This is a genomic window from Nonomuraea sp. H19 (assembly GCF_052068215.1).
Classification (GTDB): Bacteria; Actinomycetota; Actinomycetes; order Streptosporangiales; family Streptosporangiaceae; genus Nonomuraea.
The window spans coordinates 29,751-46,160 of record NZ_JBQHCV010000020.1 but is presented as its reverse complement, the minus strand read 5'-3'; the positions used below and the strand labels follow the sequence as shown (position 1 = coordinate 46,160).

General features: G+C 66.9%; 15 protein-coding genes and 1 pseudogene. 7 read left to right on the top strand and 9 right to left on the bottom strand.

Features of this window, described 5'->3' with window-relative positions:
• Positions 1-197 precede the first annotated feature (197 nt).
• Positions 198-731: a GAF domain-containing protein gene (locus ACTMTI_RS36530; protein WP_441125257.1), complete on the bottom strand. Its 534-nt coding sequence runs from the start codon at positions 729-731 to the stop codon at positions 198-200.
• A 453-nt stretch (positions 732-1,184) separates the two neighbouring features.
• On the opposite strand from ACTMTI_RS36530, the gene ACTMTI_RS36525 reads away from it, so the two are divergent.
• The 5 genes and pseudogenes from ACTMTI_RS36525 to ACTMTI_RS36505 form a co-directional block, all read left to right on the top strand.
• Entirely contained in the window at positions 1,185-2,840 is a 1,656-nt protein-coding gene (locus ACTMTI_RS36525) for a sensor histidine kinase (RefSeq protein WP_441125256.1), read from the top strand.
• 56 nt (positions 2,841-2,896) lie between these two features.
• Complete coding sequence (locus ACTMTI_RS36520; protein WP_441125255.1) at positions 2,897-3,328, top strand: roadblock/LC7 domain-containing protein; 432 nt, start codon at positions 2,897-2,899, stop codon at positions 3,326-3,328.
• On the top strand, positions 3,325-3,696 hold the full coding sequence (locus tag ACTMTI_RS36515) for a DUF742 domain-containing protein (RefSeq protein WP_441125254.1): 372 nt from the start codon (positions 3,325-3,327) through the stop codon (positions 3,694-3,696). The genes ACTMTI_RS36520 and ACTMTI_RS36515 overlap by 4 nt, the downstream gene beginning before the upstream one ends.
• Positions 3,677-4,258: a GTP-binding protein gene (locus ACTMTI_RS36510; RefSeq protein WP_441125253.1), complete on the top strand. Its 582-nt coding sequence runs from the start codon at positions 3,677-3,679 to the stop codon at positions 4,256-4,258. The genes ACTMTI_RS36515 and ACTMTI_RS36510 overlap by 20 nt, the downstream gene beginning before the upstream one ends.
• Before the next feature lie 98 nt (positions 4,259-4,356).
• Positions 4,357-4,461 (top strand): annotated as a pseudogene (locus ACTMTI_RS36505) (IS5-like element ISFal3A family transposase); the annotation flags it as partial.
• Between the two features lie 489 nt (positions 4,462-4,950).
• On the opposite strand, the gene ACTMTI_RS36500 reads toward ACTMTI_RS36505, so the two are convergent.
• From ACTMTI_RS36500 to ACTMTI_RS36490, 3 genes are all read right to left on the bottom strand, one after another.
• Positions 4,951-5,976, bottom strand: a complete 1,026-nt coding sequence (locus tag ACTMTI_RS36500) for a DUF4331 family protein (RefSeq protein ID WP_441125252.1) — start codon at positions 5,974-5,976, stop codon at positions 4,951-4,953.
• A gap of 28 nt (positions 5,977-6,004) precedes the next feature.
• On the bottom strand, positions 6,005-6,451 hold the full coding sequence (locus ACTMTI_RS36495) for an ATP-binding protein (protein WP_441125251.1): 447 nt from the start codon (positions 6,449-6,451) through the stop codon (positions 6,005-6,007).
• 144 nt (positions 6,452-6,595) lie between these two features.
• Positions 6,596-8,452 carry a helix-turn-helix domain-containing protein gene (locus ACTMTI_RS36490; protein WP_441125250.1) on the bottom strand — a complete coding sequence of 619 codons (1,857 nt, stop codon included), beginning with the start codon at positions 8,450-8,452 and terminating at the stop codon, positions 6,596-6,598.
• Between the two features lie 512 nt (positions 8,453-8,964).
• On the opposite strand from ACTMTI_RS36490, the gene ACTMTI_RS36485 reads away from it, so the two are divergent.
• Positions 8,965-9,717, top strand: a complete 753-nt coding sequence (locus ACTMTI_RS36485) for a GntR family transcriptional regulator (RefSeq protein WP_441125249.1) — start codon at positions 8,965-8,967, stop codon at positions 9,715-9,717.
• Positions 9,718-9,810: 93 nt separating this feature from the next.
• The gene (locus ACTMTI_RS36480; RefSeq protein WP_441125248.1) at positions 9,811-10,527 is read left to right on the top strand and encodes a GntR family transcriptional regulator; all 717 of its coding nucleotides are present in this window, start codon (positions 9,811-9,813) and stop codon (positions 10,525-10,527) included.
• Positions 10,528-10,533: 6 nt separating this feature from the next.
• On the opposite strand, the gene ACTMTI_RS36475 is transcribed toward ACTMTI_RS36480, so the two are convergent.
• Genes ACTMTI_RS36475 through ACTMTI_RS36455 form a run of 5 tightly spaced genes read right to left on the bottom strand, consistent with a single transcriptional unit; the run spans position 10,534 to position 16,184 of the window.
• Complete coding sequence (locus tag ACTMTI_RS36475; protein WP_441125247.1) at positions 10,534-11,310, bottom strand: SDR family NAD(P)-dependent oxidoreductase; 777 nt, start codon at positions 11,308-11,310, stop codon at positions 10,534-10,536.
• The gene (locus ACTMTI_RS36470; RefSeq protein ID WP_441125246.1) at positions 11,307-12,575 is read right to left on the bottom strand and encodes a substrate-binding domain-containing protein; all 1,269 of its coding nucleotides are present in this window, start codon (positions 12,573-12,575) and stop codon (positions 11,307-11,309) included. The genes ACTMTI_RS36475 and ACTMTI_RS36470 overlap by 4 nt, the downstream gene beginning before the upstream one ends.
• 41 nt (positions 12,576-12,616) lie before the next feature.
• Positions 12,617-13,666, bottom strand: a complete 1,050-nt coding sequence (locus ACTMTI_RS36465) for an ABC transporter permease (RefSeq protein WP_441125245.1) — start codon at positions 13,664-13,666, stop codon at positions 12,617-12,619.
• Positions 13,663-14,652: an ABC transporter permease subunit gene (locus tag ACTMTI_RS36460; protein ID WP_441125244.1), complete on the bottom strand. Its 990-nt coding sequence runs from the start codon at positions 14,650-14,652 to the stop codon at positions 13,663-13,665. Before ACTMTI_RS36460 ends, ACTMTI_RS36465 begins: the two co-directional genes overlap by 4 nt.
• Complete coding sequence (locus ACTMTI_RS36455; RefSeq protein ID WP_441125243.1) at positions 14,649-16,184, bottom strand: sugar ABC transporter ATP-binding protein; 1,536 nt, start codon at positions 16,182-16,184, stop codon at positions 14,649-14,651. The genes ACTMTI_RS36460 and ACTMTI_RS36455 overlap by 4 nt, the downstream gene beginning before the upstream one ends.
• Between the last annotated feature and the right edge of the window lie 226 nt (positions 16,185-16,410).

Below are 16,410 nucleotides of genomic sequence, written 5' to 3'. Positions count from 1 at the left end.
AGGAGCAGGCCCAACTCGGATGGTTCCAAGGGACTTCCTGGTATGCGGATTGACGCGGAGCAGGGTGCTTCGAGGCCGTTCGCGCGGTCGAGTCCGGTCGACCAGCGGTGCTCGTGGAGCTCGATGGCACCTCCGCTGCTTCGACGCGCGGGGGCGACCTCTGGCTTAGGTGCTGCCCGGCTACCGCGGCACCTTCATCATCGAGCCCGCTGATGAATCCTCTCCACAAGCTCTGCGGCCCGGGCCTTGATGAACGCGACCCCCTCTGCGCCCCAATCGTGGGGCTTGGTGTCCACGACGCAGATGGTGCCCAGGATCTCCGTCCGGTCGATCAACGGGGCGCCCAGGTAGGCGCGAATCCCGATCTCGTCCACCACCGGATTGTTGGCGAAGAGGTGATAGTCCATCACTTCGTCCAACGCCATCGCATGTTTCCTCGTCACCACGTACATGCAGTAACCGTGGTCGCAGGCCATTGTCCGGAACGGATCCGTCTCGGGGTCGACGCCCCGGTCGCGCGACGAAGGATACAACCCGGCGAAATACTGCCGTTCTGGGCCGATGATGTTGACCATGGCGAATGGTGCCTCTAGCTCGTGGGCCAGGCCCCGGGCGAACTCGTCGAACTCAGGATCAGGCTCCTCCCGGATGCCCAGTTCCTGGAGCCGGGCAGCGCGGCGGGGCGCTTCCTCGTCCATGGGAGTCACAAGGCGGAAGGCGGGAAGGCTCATCACAGGCTCCTGTCTGCTTACCTGACCGTTCCTGTCGTGGATTGCGGCCATCCGCTCGGAGGATAGCAAGGCGATCACGGAACCGCGGCGGCGGCGAACGGACCGGTGGGGCCGGTCAACCTCCACGACCTCGGTTGTTGCCTGCTGCAGGTTGCGCAGCGGACCGGCGCCTCGACGATCTCGGCCCGGACTTCTACGGCCTGCACATCGGCCCTCAACGCAGAACCCGCAGCCTCATCCGCCAACTCGAACGCAGTACTGGTGCCGACGCCGTTCTTGCCTGGGGCTTGCCGCGGGCTGCAGGCCAGCCACTGACTCCCGCATCAACCGCAGGTGCTGCCCCCCTGCTGATCACACGCCGTATCGCCTCAAATACCGGATGGCCGATATTGTTCTGATTGACTCAGTATGGTGACCCCTATTGACCGATCACCCTTGCACCAAGGACGCCCGATGTCTGCGCCTCTCCTGCCTCCCACCGCCCCCGAACGCCAAGACGCCGGAAGCCGTGGCAGGCCACGCGGCCGCGGTAAACGTCGTCCAACCAACGTTCATGCGTTCCATCTGGGCATCTCCATCCTTCCAGCAGGCCTTATGGCGTGCCTGGGGCTGATCGCGGTGACGGTGCTGATTGTGGCGGAACCCTCGTCGCGGCAGGCTTGGCCGACACTGGCCGTCATTGCGGGGGGAGCGGTGGCCATCATGTGCGTCGCGGTCGTCGCGGCGGACAAGGCGACTCAGCGGGAGCGACAGATATCGGGTCGTTCGGCCTCCCGCCTCAATGACTTGGAGCCGCGACTCGGCGACCTGGGGTTTTCGGTGTCGCGCAGCCGGCAAGAACTGCACGGCCTGGCAGAGCGGATCGCGGCCGGCGACGTTCCCGCACGACGCGGCGTCGACTTCCGGCCGGTGGCGACCGGAGACCCCATCGCGCACCTTGCGCAAGAATTCCAGAAAGCTCAGAACGAGGCCTGGAACGCTGTGATCAACGCAGCGAGCCGGAAACCCAGTGGCCGTCCCGCGCAGCGAGTCGAGGTCTTCGTCAACCTTGCCCTGCGGATGCAGTCACTGTCTCATCGGGCGATGCGAGGACTCGACGAGCTGGAGAACCAGGTCGAGGATCCGGAACTGCTCAAGGGCCTGTTCAGGGTCGATCACCTCACTACTCGCCTGCGCCGACAGGCCGAAAGCCTCGCTGTGATCGGTGGGGCCGTCTCGCGGCGCCAGTGGAGCAGGCCGGTGACCACGTACGAAGTTCTGCGCTCGGCCATCGCCGAGGTCGAGCACTACAGCCGGGTCAAAGTGATGCCACCGGTCGAGGGGGCCCTGGACGGCAGCGCGGCCGCGGACGTCATCCATCTGCTCGCCGAGCTTGTCGAGAACGCCACCAAGTTCTCGCCGCCGCACACGCAGGTACTCCTCCGCGCAGAAGCCGTAACTGCCGGCTTGGCCATCGAGATCGAGGACCGCGGCCTCGGCATTCCCCGAGAGACCCAGCGTCGGCTGAACGACCTTCTCACCGCTCCGGAACGAATCGACGTCGACGAACTGGTGCAGGACGGCCGTATCGGACTGCTCGTGGTATCCGCCCTCTCACATCGGCACAAAGTCGTTGTCAGGCTGCAGACCAACCTCTACGGCGGCACCCAGGCCATCGTCGTGATCCCGAATGAGTTGATCGGTTCAGAGACGCAGGAGACCGGCGCACGACAGGCAACGTCACCCGAGCCCGCCGGACCCACGCCCGCCCTGTCGGCCAGTACGCCAGGCTCGCTTTTCTCGCCGATGCCTTCCTCCGGTTCCAGAAAGAACACCCCAGTGCGTAGCCGCCATGATGCCGGTGCCCGCCCTGACGGCCCGTCCGAGGCTTGGAGGAAGCAGAGCGCTGGCACGCCGGCCCGGCAAGCGGAGGAACGGAACGACCTCGGTCCTCCAAGAGGTGCCGGCCGACGCCCGGAACTGCCGAAACGTCGCCCTCAGGCGAACATGGCAGCCGAGCTTCTCAACGCTCCCGCACCCCTGGATGACGATACGGACCCGGGCCTCGATCACGGGCTGATGGCGTCATTCATGAAGGGGATGCGCAGTGGCCAGGACGAAGACCGGTAAGACGGGACCGGTAACACCGGTCTGTAGAACATTACAAGCCTAGAAGGAGCGTCCCTTTGAGCACCGTCTCTTCAAACAAGACTCCGGATCTTGCCTGGCTATTGAAGGGTCTGTCCCAGGAGGTCCCTGCCATTCGTGGCAGTGTGCTGCTGTCCTCGGACGGACTGATGAAAGCCACCCACGGCCTGGACCGCGACAGCTCAGAATATCTCGCGGCACTCGCCTCCGGACTTTTTTCCATGGCACGGAGCGCCTGTGCCAAATTCGATGGCGGCAACGAAGTCCGCCAGGTCGTTACCGAACTCAAGTCCAGCCGGCTGTTCATCTCGTGGGCCGGCCACAACTCGGTTATCGCGGTGCTGGCGGGGGGAGACGCCGACCCGGCCGTCGTTGGTCTTGAGATGGCTCGGCTGATCAAAGCCGTCCGTCCCTTCCTGGACACAGCGATCCGCCCGCCGGCGACTGGTTCTGGTGACAGGAACCGATGAACATAGCCGGTGACGACGAAGTATGGCTTGATGACGAAGCCGGCCCCCTGATACGCCCATACACAGTGAACGCGGGCCGCACCCGCCCGACCGTGGAACTGGATCTGCTCTCATTAGTGGTCACCACGGGACGGGCCGGCCCGGACGTGGATCCGGAACATCTCAAGGTTCTCGAACTGTGCCACACTCCGGTCTCGGTCACCGAGGTGGCGGCGTACATACGACTTCCTGTGATGGTCACCAAGGTCCTCCTCGCGGATCTAGTGGACTGCGGAGCCATAGCTACCTGGGCCTCGTCTTCTTCGTCCAGCCACGTCACCGACCGAGTTCTCTTGGAGAAGCTGCTCGATGGTTTACAACGAATCTGAGGTTTTCCCCACCCAGGTGAAGATTCTGATCGCTGGTGGATTCGGCGTCGGAAAGACGACCTTCGTCGGCGCGGCGAGCGAGATCGAGCCGCTCAATACGGAAGAACTCATTACTGCGGCCAGCATGGGTATCGACAACCTAAGCAGGACAGAGGACAAGTCCACAACCACAGTTGCATTTGACTTCGGCCGTATCACCATCCACCAGCATAATATTGTGCTCTACCTGTTCGGAACGCCTGGGCAGGAGCGCTTCTGGTTCATGTGGGACGAGCTGTCCGCGGGAGCACTCGGTGCCATTGTGCTGGCCGATACCCGTCGGCTGCAGGAATGTTTCGCCGCCGTTGACTTCTTCGAGAATCGGGGCATCCCATTCCTCGTCGCGGTCAACGAATTCGATGACGCGTTCCCCTATGAACCGGCAGAGGTGCGAGCCGCACTCGAGCTCGACTCGCGCACGCCGATCATGTTGTGCGACGCACGGAATACCCGTTCCGCGATGTCGGTACTCCGGTCACTGATCCAGCATCTGCTCGCCGCAGCGCCTTCCCATTCCACCTAATCAATTTCCGCATAGTTTATGGCAGACCTGTGGGCTTGATCCGGTTTGACGCATATGAGTGCGTTACACATCAAGGCCCGCCGACAGCCACCGACGAACCATCGGCGGGCATCATCGACTCGCAAAGCGTCAAGGGCGCCGACATTGTGGCCCGCGACACCCGCGGCCACGACGCGAACAAGAAGATCAACGGCCGCAAGCGGTGCCTATCTGGATCTGCAGAGCCAACTGGCCAACTCCGCGGACGCGGTGACCGAGCCGAGGCGTTCGAGCTGGGCGGGTCGATGCCGTCGCCGATCGCCGCCAGGCTCTCCCACGGAGAGGCGTAGGAGCCCGACGGCGTGGCCCTCCCGGCCACGTTCGTGCCGGTCTGACCACCGCCATGGTCGGTCACCGCGGCCGATCAGCCCCAAGCGCCACCCGGACTCCGGGCGTCGTTCAAGACCATCACCCGGCACGTCGACGATTACGCCGTCCAAGCTCGACTTCCTCGGGCGTGGTGAAACTTGCCACAAACCTACAGAAACCCCATGACCAAAGATCACTAGCCGAGGGAGTCTCATAACGGCGCAGGCAAACCGCTAGGCCGACAGCGTGAGGCGGTTCCAGCGGACGCGCTGCGTATCGGTGGGAGCGCAGATGATCAGGGGTGCCCCCGTGCGGAGGGCACCCTGATCACCGGTCGATGAAAGTCATGGTGTCGATGCCACCAGCAAGGGCGGGGAGAGGTAAGGGAAACCTGTGCGGAGCGTCCCCGTGGCGGAGTTGGGGTCGAGGCCCATCGCGATCGGTGTGTTGAGCACCAACCCGAACATGACTTCCGGCGTGCAGTCGGTCAGGCTGCGGCCGTTACGCCTGTTGGGAGTGAACTCCGCCGTGGTTCCGATCTCGTATCGCAGAATGTCGGGAAAGAGCAGGTCGCGAACGTGGCGACCATAGCCAGCGGGGTTCTGGTGGGTGCCCATGACTCCGACCACGTCCGCGACCAGCTTTTCTACGAGCGCCCCGTAGATGACGCGATCCTCGCGCGGCTGGGTGGTGTTGTATTCGCTGGAGCGTTCGGTGTCGTCCGGATTGAAGATGGTGTTGACCAGTGGCTGGGCGCATCGATTGATCTGGCGCCAACCGCCCGCGTCGGTCGGCAGGACGCTCGTCCCCCAGAAGCCGATGGAGGTCGTCTCGAACGCGGCGTCCGGGACCTCGAGCACGATGGCGCTGACGTTGGTGCCGCTGAAGACGTTCTGCGGGTTGTCGCGGTCCCAGCCGTCCAGGTTGAGCGGGCTGCCCGTGGTGACGGCCTTCACGACGGCGCCGACGACCGAGCCTTCGATGAAGAAGGGGTCCCCGGCCAGCCCTGCCCAGACGCGTACTCCAGCCTCACCGAGGATCTCCTCTTCGGTCCGTCCCGTGGCCACGGTCACCCCGGTGGCGTCGCGGTTCCGCGCGTCCGGTCCGTCGAGCCTGCGAATCTCGATCGACTGCCTGCCATCGGCTTCGCGGGCGCCGAAAGTGGCCCGGTAGGTGATGTCCTCGACCGCGTCGCCATCCGCATCAATCTTGAACTCGTAGAGCGCTTCTGGATGGAAGCCGTCAGACCCGGAGAGTGGGTTCACATTGATGACGAAGACGGTTCCCGATGTCCCTCGGAAAAGATAGACATCGCTGATGTCAAGGCGCTTGTCCTGGCGGGCAAGTGGTGAGTCGAGATGGTGAGACATGGAGCTCCTTAGAAGCTAATGATTGGTATCATGGGTGCGAGATGATCTGCGTCCACCAGATGACCTTGCCGATGCCAGATGAGGCCACCTCGAAGCCCCAATCCTTTGCAAGGGCGTCCACAATGGTCAGCCCGCGATATTGCTCATCGTCATATGCGGCTCGGATCAACAGGGGTGGGCGAGAGTCAGGATCAGAGATATCGAAACGCAGCGTGTCCCCGGACAGGTTGATGCGAAAGGTTATGAAGCCCGCTCTTCGCAGCTCGGGATGTACGTGCTTGGCGGCGTTGGTGGCTACTTCGGAGGTGATCAACTTTGCGTCGTCGATGATTTCCGCTTGCACTCCCCAGAGCGACAGAGCGTTTTCCGCCATTCGACGTGCGACGATCGGCCTGAAGCCGTCCAGGTGCCATTCGCAGGACGTCGTCCATTCCTTTATTCCCTGGATCATCTGCCACCACTGAATTCGGAACACTCAATCGTTTGTTATGGCGAATCGATGTTATGGCGATTGAGGGCGGTTCTTCCGGTTTCTATCTGCACAGTGATGCGGTCAGCCGGTTTCATACTGCTGAGTCAGCCCGGTGTGAATACCTTCCGTCAGGGGAGCTGCCGCGGGTTAGGCGGTGTCCTGCTGCGACAGGATGGCTGGATCCAATATGCGGAAGGCCAGCACAATGTCGTGCCGCGCGGAAGGCGCATTCAGCAAAGACCGGGAAAGAATGCCTTCAACGCGGATCAGGCGCTTGCGCGCGGCTGGCACGGTTAGTCCCAGCATCGACGCGGTCGTGTCCAGCCGGGCATTGCTCCTCAGCCAGGTCTGTAAGGTCTCGAGAAGACGCGGGTCACCCTCGCGGAGCGGGGTGAGATACGACTCCGCCCAGTGGAATACTGCAGGAGCGCCGAGGAGCGCGTCCAGCGTCACTTCGCCGGGTTCGTCGCTGTCGGGCCGTGACGGTGGCTGAGCAAGGAGGCGCAGCGCGAGCTGGGTTTCCGCCTGAGTTGCGAGATCGCTCAAATCGCAGCCCAGGAGTCGCTCGATGTGGCGCAGCCGGGCGGACAGCGTGTTGCGGTGGATCTTCAACTGACGCGTCGCTGCGCTGGAGAAGGTGAGCCAGGACGTGAGGGTCCCCTTCAACTCCTCGGCGTCGGGATCCTGGCGGCGTTCGGGCCGATAATCCAGCAGGCGGCGCAGCGATCTAGCCGCCCATCGGCGGCCTCCCGCACCCATCAGCGATGCTATGTCCTCGCGCGAACTGAATGTCGCACACCGTGCGTCGATTCCCCTGGCGACCGCGAGGGCATGAAACGCCTGTTGGTACCCTGCCGCCACGTCGCGCAGGTTCACGAATCGCCCGGCTCCGACGTAGGACCCCGGGTTGCTCGCCACCAGGGCACGCAACGCCTGGTCCAACGGGTTGTCCGCCTCTTCTGAGTCGGCCGGGGCCAGGATGATGAGGTGGCGGGCATAGACGGGACAGGACACGATCCACGCGCGGCCCTCGGTGACCTCGGCGCACCTCCTGGCGTAATTACCTCTGCGGTTCGCCGGGCACTCCACGATGTAAACGCGGGTGAGATCGGGAAGCCGCGCCCCCAAAGCCCCGGCGACGCGTCTTGCCGCCTGGACGTGGCCGAGCATGAGCAGATGCAGGACCGCCTCGCGGCTGTGCGACTCCGCCAACTCGACCTGGCGAGAGTGTCGGCCGAGCTCTTCCATCCGCCACCGAAGCCACAGCAGGCCCGCGGTGTCGGAGACCAGGCTCCGCATCCCAGAGGGGAACGGTTCGTCCCTGGCGACGATGAGAACCGGGTTCGGCTCCTGACTGCCGATGGACATGATGTGGGCGACCTGCGTGCCCAGGCTGATGGCGGCGGACCGGGTCTGCCTGGTGACGACGCGGCGGATGTCCTTCTCCGCCCGGGAGAACATCTCCCCCGGGGGGCCGGGGAAGGCGTACAGCGGAGAACCGGAGGGGTCGACCAGCATCGCATGCCCGGAAATCTGCCGAGCCAGCCATTGCAGAAGACGGCTCAGGCCATCCGGCTGCAGCGCAATGCGCTGCATCGCCTTCAGTTGATCGGTGTGCTCATGGAGCTCGCGCCGCTGCTCCTGGCGGATAACAGGGTGGATTCGGGCACAGACGTGTAGCGCGTCATCCGACACGGTGAGCAGCGGGACGCCGTGTTCTCTGGCGGCCAGCAGCGATTCCGACAGGGCGTCATCTCCGACGGCTCCCGCAAGGATCACTCCGGCGGCGTTTCCTACGGCCGGCCAATCGATGCGCGGCCCGGCAGGCAGGACGAGCAGCACATCGTTCAGCGCGTGAAGCGGCGTTCCGGCTTCCGCGGCCGTCCACATCATCCCCTCGGCGACCGCCGCCACCGGCCTCCCGCCATACTGAACCACGTCCTCACGATCCACGAACCGCAGGCCCAAATCGGGCTGGCTCACCAAACCGCTGAGAGTCGGCATGCGTGCTCCTCTCCGGCGCCGGCAAAGGGGCCGGCTCGTGTGGTCGCGGCCCACACCGGGCAAGCCGCACCCAAGTGCTCAATCACACAAAAGTAGCGCTCGATTACAGCGAGCCGTGACGGTGGCTATCCCCGAAATCTCTTGACGAGATCCGCGCGGAGGCGTCGGAGCGGGGCCTGTCGGCGTGTGTCGCCGAGACGTTGCGATGCAAGCTCGACCGGGACCGGTTGAGAGAACCGGTGAACTGGCTACAGGAAGAACCTGGTCCGGTCCCCGAAGACGAGCGCGCGGCGGCGATCGAGGAACTGGAAGATCGAAGCCGAGCACGAGCGCCGCCGTGCCGGTGGAAGCAGAACGCAGCAGAGGTCCTCAACATCGCCGGGCTCGACGCCGACGCCGATTCCGGACGTCTGGGCCCAGAACGTACTAACAGGGTGTTAAGAGGTCGGAACTTTTCCGCGAAGAGCCGAGCATCTCCGGTTTGTACGACGAACTTCCCGTATTCTTAAGTGGTGACCACGATAGGACCGCCAGGAGCGCGTAGCGAGACCGAGGCCGGCATGGGCGACCTGTCCGCGCAGGTGGGCCGCATCGCCGCACCGCTGCGCCAGCAGGTGCTCGACGTGCTGCGCCAGGCCATTCTCACCTTCCACTTCGCCCCCGGCCAGCGGCTGATCGAGCGTGAGCTGATCGAGGAGATCGGTGTCTCGCGCACCACGATCCGCGAGGCGTTGCGCGAGCTGGCGGCCGAGGGGCTGGTCAAGACGATCCCGCAGAAGGGCGCCGTCGTGGTGGCACCGTCGCCTCAGGAGGCGGTCGAGCTCTACGAGTTGCGCGCCGCGCTGGAGGCGCTGGCCGTGCGCCGGTTCACCGAACTGGCCTCCGACGAGCAGGTGGCCGAGCTGCGCAAGGCACACGAAGAGCTGGCCGAGGCGGCAACCAAGGGCGGCGGCACGATGCGGGTGCTCAAGGCGAAGGACCGCTTCTACGACGTGCTGCTGCGCGGCTGCGGAAACCGCTCGGTGCACACCACGCTCGCCAGCGTGCAGGCGCGGCTGAGTCTGCTGCGCGCCACGTCGCTGGCGCAGCCGGGACGCATAACGCGTAGCGTCCAAGAACTGGCCACCATGATCGGCGCGATCGAGGCGCGTAACGCCGAGGCCGCCGTGCGGGCCTGCAACCACCACATCGAGCAGGCCAAACGGGCCGGTCTCGAAGGCCTGGCCGCGCCCGGCGGAGTGCCGTTGAGCGGCGCGGCGAAGTGACCGTGCCCTGCCGCGACGGCGTGGTCGTGGTCAGCCGAAATTTCGCCGTAACAAGTCATTGATTGTATGACGAAACACCCGTAGCCTCGTGCCGTGGAGCACGAACCCTCGTGGGCGAAGAGGCACGAAGCCCGCCTTGAGTCGGCCGCCATGCTGGCCGACCTTCGGCAGCGTGTCCTTCAGGCGGTGCGCGAGGACATCTACACCTACCGGCTGAGGCCGGGGCAGCGGCTCGACAGAAACGCGGTCGCGGCCCGCACCGGGGTCTCCGGGCGGACGGTGCGCGAGGCGCTACGGGATCTCTCCGAAGAGGGGTGGCTGACGTCTCCGGACGACGACCCGGTCGTCCGGGCGCCCTCGCGCGACGAGGCCGCCGAAGTCGACGAGGTGCGGCGCGCGCTCGAAGAGGTCATGGTCTACCGGTTCGTGGCACAGGCCTCCGATTCCCAGGTTCGGGCCCTCCACCACGCGCTGGCCGAGTTCGAGGCGACCGCCGGACGGCCCGCGGACCCCGCGGCGCTGATGCGCGCGCGCGACCACTTCTACGGCGTGATCCTGCGGGCCGCCGGCGCGATGAGCACCTTGAACGTGCTGGTCAAGCTGCGGGCGCAGATCATCCTGCTGATGTGCGCCGCGCTGTGTCTGCCTGGCCGGCCCCAGGCCGCGGCGGCCGAGCTGCGGGAGATCTACGAGGCGCTGGCGGACCGAGACGCGGACCGGGCCGCCGAGGCCTGCGCGACGCACCTGGCCCGGTCCTACGAAGCGGCGTTCCAGGCGATCGAGGCCACCGGCATCCCCTCGCACAGCTAGCTCGCCTCACATCACGTAGCCGCCGTTCGGGGACAGGGTCTGTCCCGTGTAGAACGCCGATTCGTCACTCGCCAGGAACAAGATCGTGTGCGCGATCTCGTCCGCGGAGGCGGCCCGGCGTAGCACCCCCAGCTCGACGACGGCTCGGCGAACCTGGACATCCTGCGGCAGCATGGGCGTGTCCGTCGCCCCAGGCGCCACCGCGTTGACGCGAATCCCGTCGGCCGCCACCAGCGCGGCCACCGCGCGGGTCATCCCCAGCACGCCGGCCTTGGACGCCGGGTACATCGCCGGCAGGGGGAAGTTGGCCAGCGCTCCCACGCTGGAGATGTTGACGATGGAACCGCCCGGCGGACTGTTGCCACGCATGACGCGCACGGCGGCTCGTACCGAGTAGAACGTGCCGGCCAGGTTCACCGCGATGACGTCCGTGAAGTTTTCATCCGTGAGGTCACAGATGTCGGCCTGCGCGCCGGAGATGCCCGCGGCGTTCACCGCGACGTCGAGCCGTTCGAACTCGGCGAGGGCGCGCTCGTACGCGGAGTCCACCTGACGGCTGTCCCGTATGTCGGCACCGACGGGGAGCACGCCGTCGCATCCGGCCACCGCTCTGGCCGTTCGTCCGGCGTCGAGGTCCACCGCGACGACCCGGGCGCCCTCGTCGGCGAAACGGCGGACCGTGGCCAGGCCGATGCCCGAGGCGGCGCCGGTGACGAGTGCGACCCTGCCGGCGAGGCGACCGCCGGTGGGCTCCCGGCGGCCGCCGCTCGATGACACGCTCACGCCGCGGAGCTTTCGAAGAACTTGGCGAGGTACGCCTCCGGCATCCACGGCTCGCCGTCCTTGACCTCGCCGAGATCGCTCGGGGTCGCGCCGTCCGGCAGGTAGTCGGCCAGGTTGTCCTTGGTGATCAACGACGGCTCGCGGGTGATCGTGCCGACCTTGGGGCCTGCTCCCTGGAGCACCATCATCCCGGCGGTGAACCAGGCCTTCGCCTGCTGCGTGCCGTTGCCTCCCGTGCCGGCGCTCTGGTATCCGCCCGCCTCCAGCTTCTTCCAGTAGGCCAGCGAGGAGGCGGACGCCCCGGCGTCGACCACCTTGGGCGTGTCCCGCCCGGTCGACTCGAAGGCGGCGTAGACACCGGAGCCCATCACGCCGAGCTGCGCGACCATGCTGATCTGCTGCGGGTGGCTGGACAGGAACTTCAGCAGCTCGGCCTTGGCCACGGGCGGCACGAAGGCGCCGTTGACCTCGCCGAGCACCTTCATGTGGGGGCAGGCGGCGAGGACGTCCTTGACCGCCTTGTAGCCGATCGTCTCCGTTGACAGGCCCTGGAAACCGCGGACGACCACGACGTCGCCCTTGCCACCGAGCTGCTTGGCGACCAAGGCCGTCGGCTCGGCGACGTTCAGATAGGCGTTCTCGGTCACGTTGACGGCGTACTTGGAGCGGATGGTCGAAGACAGCGCGACCGTCACGACGCCCTTCTTACCGGCCGCGTCGACCGCGGCGATCATCGCGTCGCCCGAGAGCGGCGTGACGTAGATGACGTCGACGCCGGAGCCGGCCAGCTCGTTGAAGCCGCGAATCTGCTCGGCCGGGGTCATCGTCGCCGGGTCGGTCATGATCCTCTTGACCAGGTCCCCCTGGACCAGGCCCTTGGCCTTCGCCGCGGCGAAGCTCGCGTCCATCTGCTTGACGACCGCCGCCGCGAACGCGTTGGAGGCCGGCAGGTACGACAGGCCCACCTTGGCGGGGCGGCTCAGCGGCTTCTTGTCCCGCCACGCGCTCGCGAGCACCTCCTCGCCATAGGCGTTGTAGGCCTTCTGGAGCTCCGCGGGCAGCGCCTTGACGGCGCCGTCAGGATCGTTGGGTGCGATGGTCGGCACCTGGCCGCAGCCACCGGACGCATTGCCCTTGACCTCCGTCGTGCCGCCGCTGACGGTGCCGCTCGATCCGCCGCAACCGGCGAGCAGCGCTGTGAGAGCGATCCCGATGGATGACGCCGCGACGCGCGTGCGGGCGCTCCGATGGACAGACACCTTCATGGAAGTACCTTTCGGGGGGTTGGTGGTGACGCAGATGAAGATCAGACTTGGTCGCGGAGCCGTCGCTCCCGGCCGTAGACGGCCATCGCGGCGAGGATGACAACGCCGTTCAGGATCTGCTGGTCCGCCTCTCCGAAGCCCAGCCCGACGAGCACGGTGGAGACGACGGTGAGCAGCAGCACCCCGACAGTGGTGCGCGTGTAGCTGCCGGGCCCGCCGAACGCGGTCCCCCCGAGAACCACCGCGGCGATGCTCTGGAAGAGGTAGGGGTTGCCCAGCCGGTTGTCGACGTTTCCGGCGAAGCCCGCGAGAAGGACGCCGGCCAGGACCGCGAGCGCCGCGGAGACGGCGTACACGGTGACCCAGATCTTCCGCGTGCTGATGTGCGCAAGCCTTGCGGCGATCGGGCCGGTACCCGTGGCCAGGAGCCGGCGACCGGGCAGGGTCCGGTGCAGCGAGACGGAGACCACGGCGATCGCGAGCACCCAGATGACCACGACCGGCGGCACCGGGATGCCGAAGGTCGACGACATGGGGGAGCTCAAGCGGGCCACCCCGGCAGGGGCGCCGGCGCCGTAGCCACCTCCGCTCAGGACAGCGGTCACTCCGACGGCGATCGAGCCCGCCGCGAGGGTGACGATGATCGGGTGGATGACGAAGCGGTGGCACACGTACCCGACGAGGCCGCCCATCGCGGCGCCGCAGGCGACGGCGACGGCCGGCACGACAACGACCGGCACGCCGGGAACGTCGCTGAACCGGGTCACGGCGACCGCACCCACGACGATGAACCCGGCGAGGGACAGGTCGATGCCTCGGATCAGCACGACCAGCGTCTGCCCGATCGACGCCAGGCCGGCCAGCGCGCAGAGGACGAGGACCGACCGGATGCTCGCCGGCTCCAGGAAGCCCGGCATCGAGAGCGCGCCCCAGGCGAACACGGCCGCGGTGAGCAGGAGCTGGACGAGCGGAAAACGCCGCTGCAGGGAGAGCAGCCGCTGTCCGGCCGAGGGGGTCGAGCGGACCGGAGAGGTCGCGGCGTCGACGCTGGGGGCGGCGCCGGCGAGCGAGCCCTGCTGGGTGGTCATCATGGCTTTTCCTTTTGTTCTGCCGCCGTGATCGCCCCGAAGAGCACCGCGCCGATGAGCAAGGCCCCGTAGATCACCTGCAGCCAGGTCTGCGAGACCTGCAACACCCCGAGCAGGCTCTGCAGCAGATAGATCGCGGCGGCACCCGCGAGCGCGTTGGCGATCCCGCCGCCCCCGCCCTGCAGCGGGATGCCGCCGAGCGCGACCGCGGCGATCGCGATCAGGGTGTACGCGGCGCTCGTGCCGGACTCGGCCGTGGAAACCAGGCCGATGAGCACCAGGCCTCCCACGGCGGCCATCGCGCCCCCCATGGCGTAGGCGAGGACGCGGACGGCGCCGACGGGCACGCCGCTGGTGAACGCCGTGACGTCGTTGCCGCCGACCGAGCGCAGGAGGCTGCCGTACGTGGTCAGCCGGGTGACCAGCAGCCAGACGACCGCCGGGATGGCCAGTGCGACCAGCCCGCCCGGAACCGGTCCCATCGACTCCGCGAAACCCGCCATCCAGGTGCCGGAGACGGTGATCGGGCTGGGCGCCAGCTTGAGGTCGAGTCCGGTGAGAACGAAGAACATCGAGAGGGTGACGACGATCGGCTGGAGCCGGCCGACGACGATGAGGAGACCGGTGAGAGTGCCGACCAGCGCGCCCCCGACCATGAGGACCGGCAGCGCGACGTAGCCGCCAAGGCCGTTGGGCTGGAGTTGGGTCGCGTAGAGCAGGCCGCTCAACGTCATCAGCGGGCTGATCGACAGGTCGATGCCCCCACGACCGCTCATGATCGAGGGCACGCTCGCCATCGCGGCGATGCCGAGCGGGGCCAGGGCGGCGAGCTGGGAGCCGACGCCGAAGCCGGGCTGCTTCGCGAGGTTGGCGACCAGCAGCACGACCGCCAGGACGACCGCGAACAGGTAGGTGTGCCGGGTGAACAGGGACCTGAGGCCGCGCCGGGGCGACGTGGCCGTCGCGACCGCATGATCGGTGGTGCTCACGCGGTCACCGCCGCTCCACCGAAGAAGGCGGCGACGAGTCGTTCCCTGCTCAGTTCCGCACGACGGAGCTCCGCGGCGAGCGAGCCTTCCCGGAACACCAGGACGCGGTCCATCAGCTCGACGTGCTCGTCGACCTCCGAGGAAAGCATGACGACGGTCAGCCCGAGCTGCGACAGCTCGCGCAGCAGCCGGTAGAGATCGCGTTTCGCGCCCACGTCGATGCCCCTTGTCGGGTCGTTGAGCAGCAGGACCTTGGGGCCGGCGGCCAGCCAGCGGGCGATGACGACCTTCTGCTGATTGCCGCCGCTCAGTGTGGTGATCGCGTCTGAGGCGCGGCCGTACTTGATGTTGAGCCGCTCGACGTAGTGACCGAACCGGTTCCGGGCGGAGCCTCCGGACAGCAGCCCCTTCCGGACGTCCTGCTCGGCGGTGGCGATCGCGAAGTTGTCCAGGATGGACATCCACGGCAGGATCGACTCCCCGCGCCGGTCCCGCGCGACGTACGCGATGCCGAGGTCCCGCGCTTTGCGGGGGTCGGTCACGCGGTGCTCCCGGTCCCCTTCGATCCGTACGACCCCTTCGGTGTCGCCGTGCCCGAGGAGGAGCCGGAGGAACTCGTCCTGGCCGTGGCCCTCCAGGCCGGCCAGCCCGACGATCTCGCCCTGGCGGAACACCGCATGGCACGGGGCGCCACGCGGATGCAGGCGGGAGCCCCGCACGCGCTGTACGACCGGGCGCTCGACGGTGTCGGCGGCGGCCGCGCGGACCGTGTCCTGGACGCGGTGCGCGCCACCCGTCATCAGCTGGATCATCTCGTCGTGGTCCCAGTCCGCGCCCAAGGTGGCCACCGTCTCGCCTGACCGCAGCACGGTGACGCGGTCGCCGATCTCGCGGATCTCGTCCATCCGGTGCGTGATGAGGACGATGCTCATGCCCTGCGCCGCTCGCTCCTTCACCAGGCCGAACAGCCGGGTGCGGGTGTCGTGGTCGAGCGCCGACGTCGCCTCGTCGAGGATCAGCACCTTGGGGTCGCGCAGCAGCGACCTGGCGATGCAGCAGGCCTGGCGGTCACTCAGCCGCAGCGCACCGAAGGGTGCGTCGAGGGGCGGCGGCGTGACGAGTAGCGCGGCGAGGACCTCCGCCGCCTTCTCGCGCCGGCCCGCGTCGCGCGACACCGGGCGCAGCAGGGCGTCCGCGCCGAGCCACAGGTTGTCCAGCACGGTCCTGTTCTCGACGCCGAGCACCTCCTGGAACACCGTGTCGATGCCCGCTCGCAGCGCCTGCCCCGGCGTACGCGGGGCGAATGGCCGACCGCCGGCCTCCATGGAACCGGCATCGGGCCGGTGCACTCCGCTAAGGATCTTGACCAGCGTGCTCTTCCCGGAGCCGTTCTCCCCCACGAGGGCGTGCACCTCGCCCGGGAGCAGGCGAAGCCCGGCGTCCCGGAGAGCGACCGTCGGGCCGAAGCGTTTACTCAGGGCGTCGGCCGCCAGGAAGTGGTCCGGCTGTGCCGTGATCGGGTGGGTCGCCACTGCCCCTCCTTACCTAGGGATCTGGGATCCCTCGCTGCAGGGGGATCAGAGCCTTCAGACGGTATTATCATCATCTGGTCATACAATCACACGCTAGCGTGTGCGAATCTCCCCGTCCAGATGCCAAAGAAAGCGACGGCCAGAGGGTTGCGCAGGGGCGTAATCATGGGCAAGCTCTTGTCATCTCGTCATACAAAGTCATCTCATGCCGGCCGAGCCAGCACAG

What these genes read in the sequence shown, in the direction of transcription:
- ACTMTI_RS36530 (WP_441125257.1), bottom strand. Translation starts at nt 731, where the DNA reads ATGAGCCTTCCCGCCTTCCGCCTTGTGACTCCCATGGACGAGGAAGCG.
- ACTMTI_RS36525 (WP_441125256.1), top strand. Translation starts at nt 1,185, where the DNA reads ATGTCTGCGCCTCTCCTGCCTCCCACCGCCCCCGAACGCCAAGACGCC.
- ACTMTI_RS36515 (WP_441125254.1), top strand. Translation starts at nt 3,325, where the DNA reads ATGAACATAGCCGGTGACGACGAAGTATGGCTTGATGACGAAGCCGGC.
- ACTMTI_RS36510 (WP_441125253.1), top strand. Translation starts at nt 3,677, where the DNA reads ATGGTTTACAACGAATCTGAGGTTTTCCCCACCCAGGTGAAGATTCTG.
- ACTMTI_RS36500 (WP_441125252.1), bottom strand. Translation starts at nt 5,976, where the DNA reads ATGTCTCACCATCTCGACTCACCACTTGCCCGCCAGGACAAGCGCCTT.
- ACTMTI_RS36490 (WP_441125250.1), bottom strand. Translation starts at nt 8,452, where the DNA reads ATGCCGACTCTCAGCGGTTTGGTGAGCCAGCCCGATTTGGGCCTGCGG.
- ACTMTI_RS36470 (WP_441125246.1), bottom strand. Translation starts at nt 12,575, where the DNA reads ATGAAGGTGTCTGTCCATCGGAGCGCCCGCACGCGCGTCGCGGCGTCA.
- ACTMTI_RS36465 (WP_441125245.1), bottom strand. Translation starts at nt 13,666, where the DNA reads ATGATGACCACCCAGCAGGGCTCGCTCGCCGGCGCCGCCCCCAGCGTC.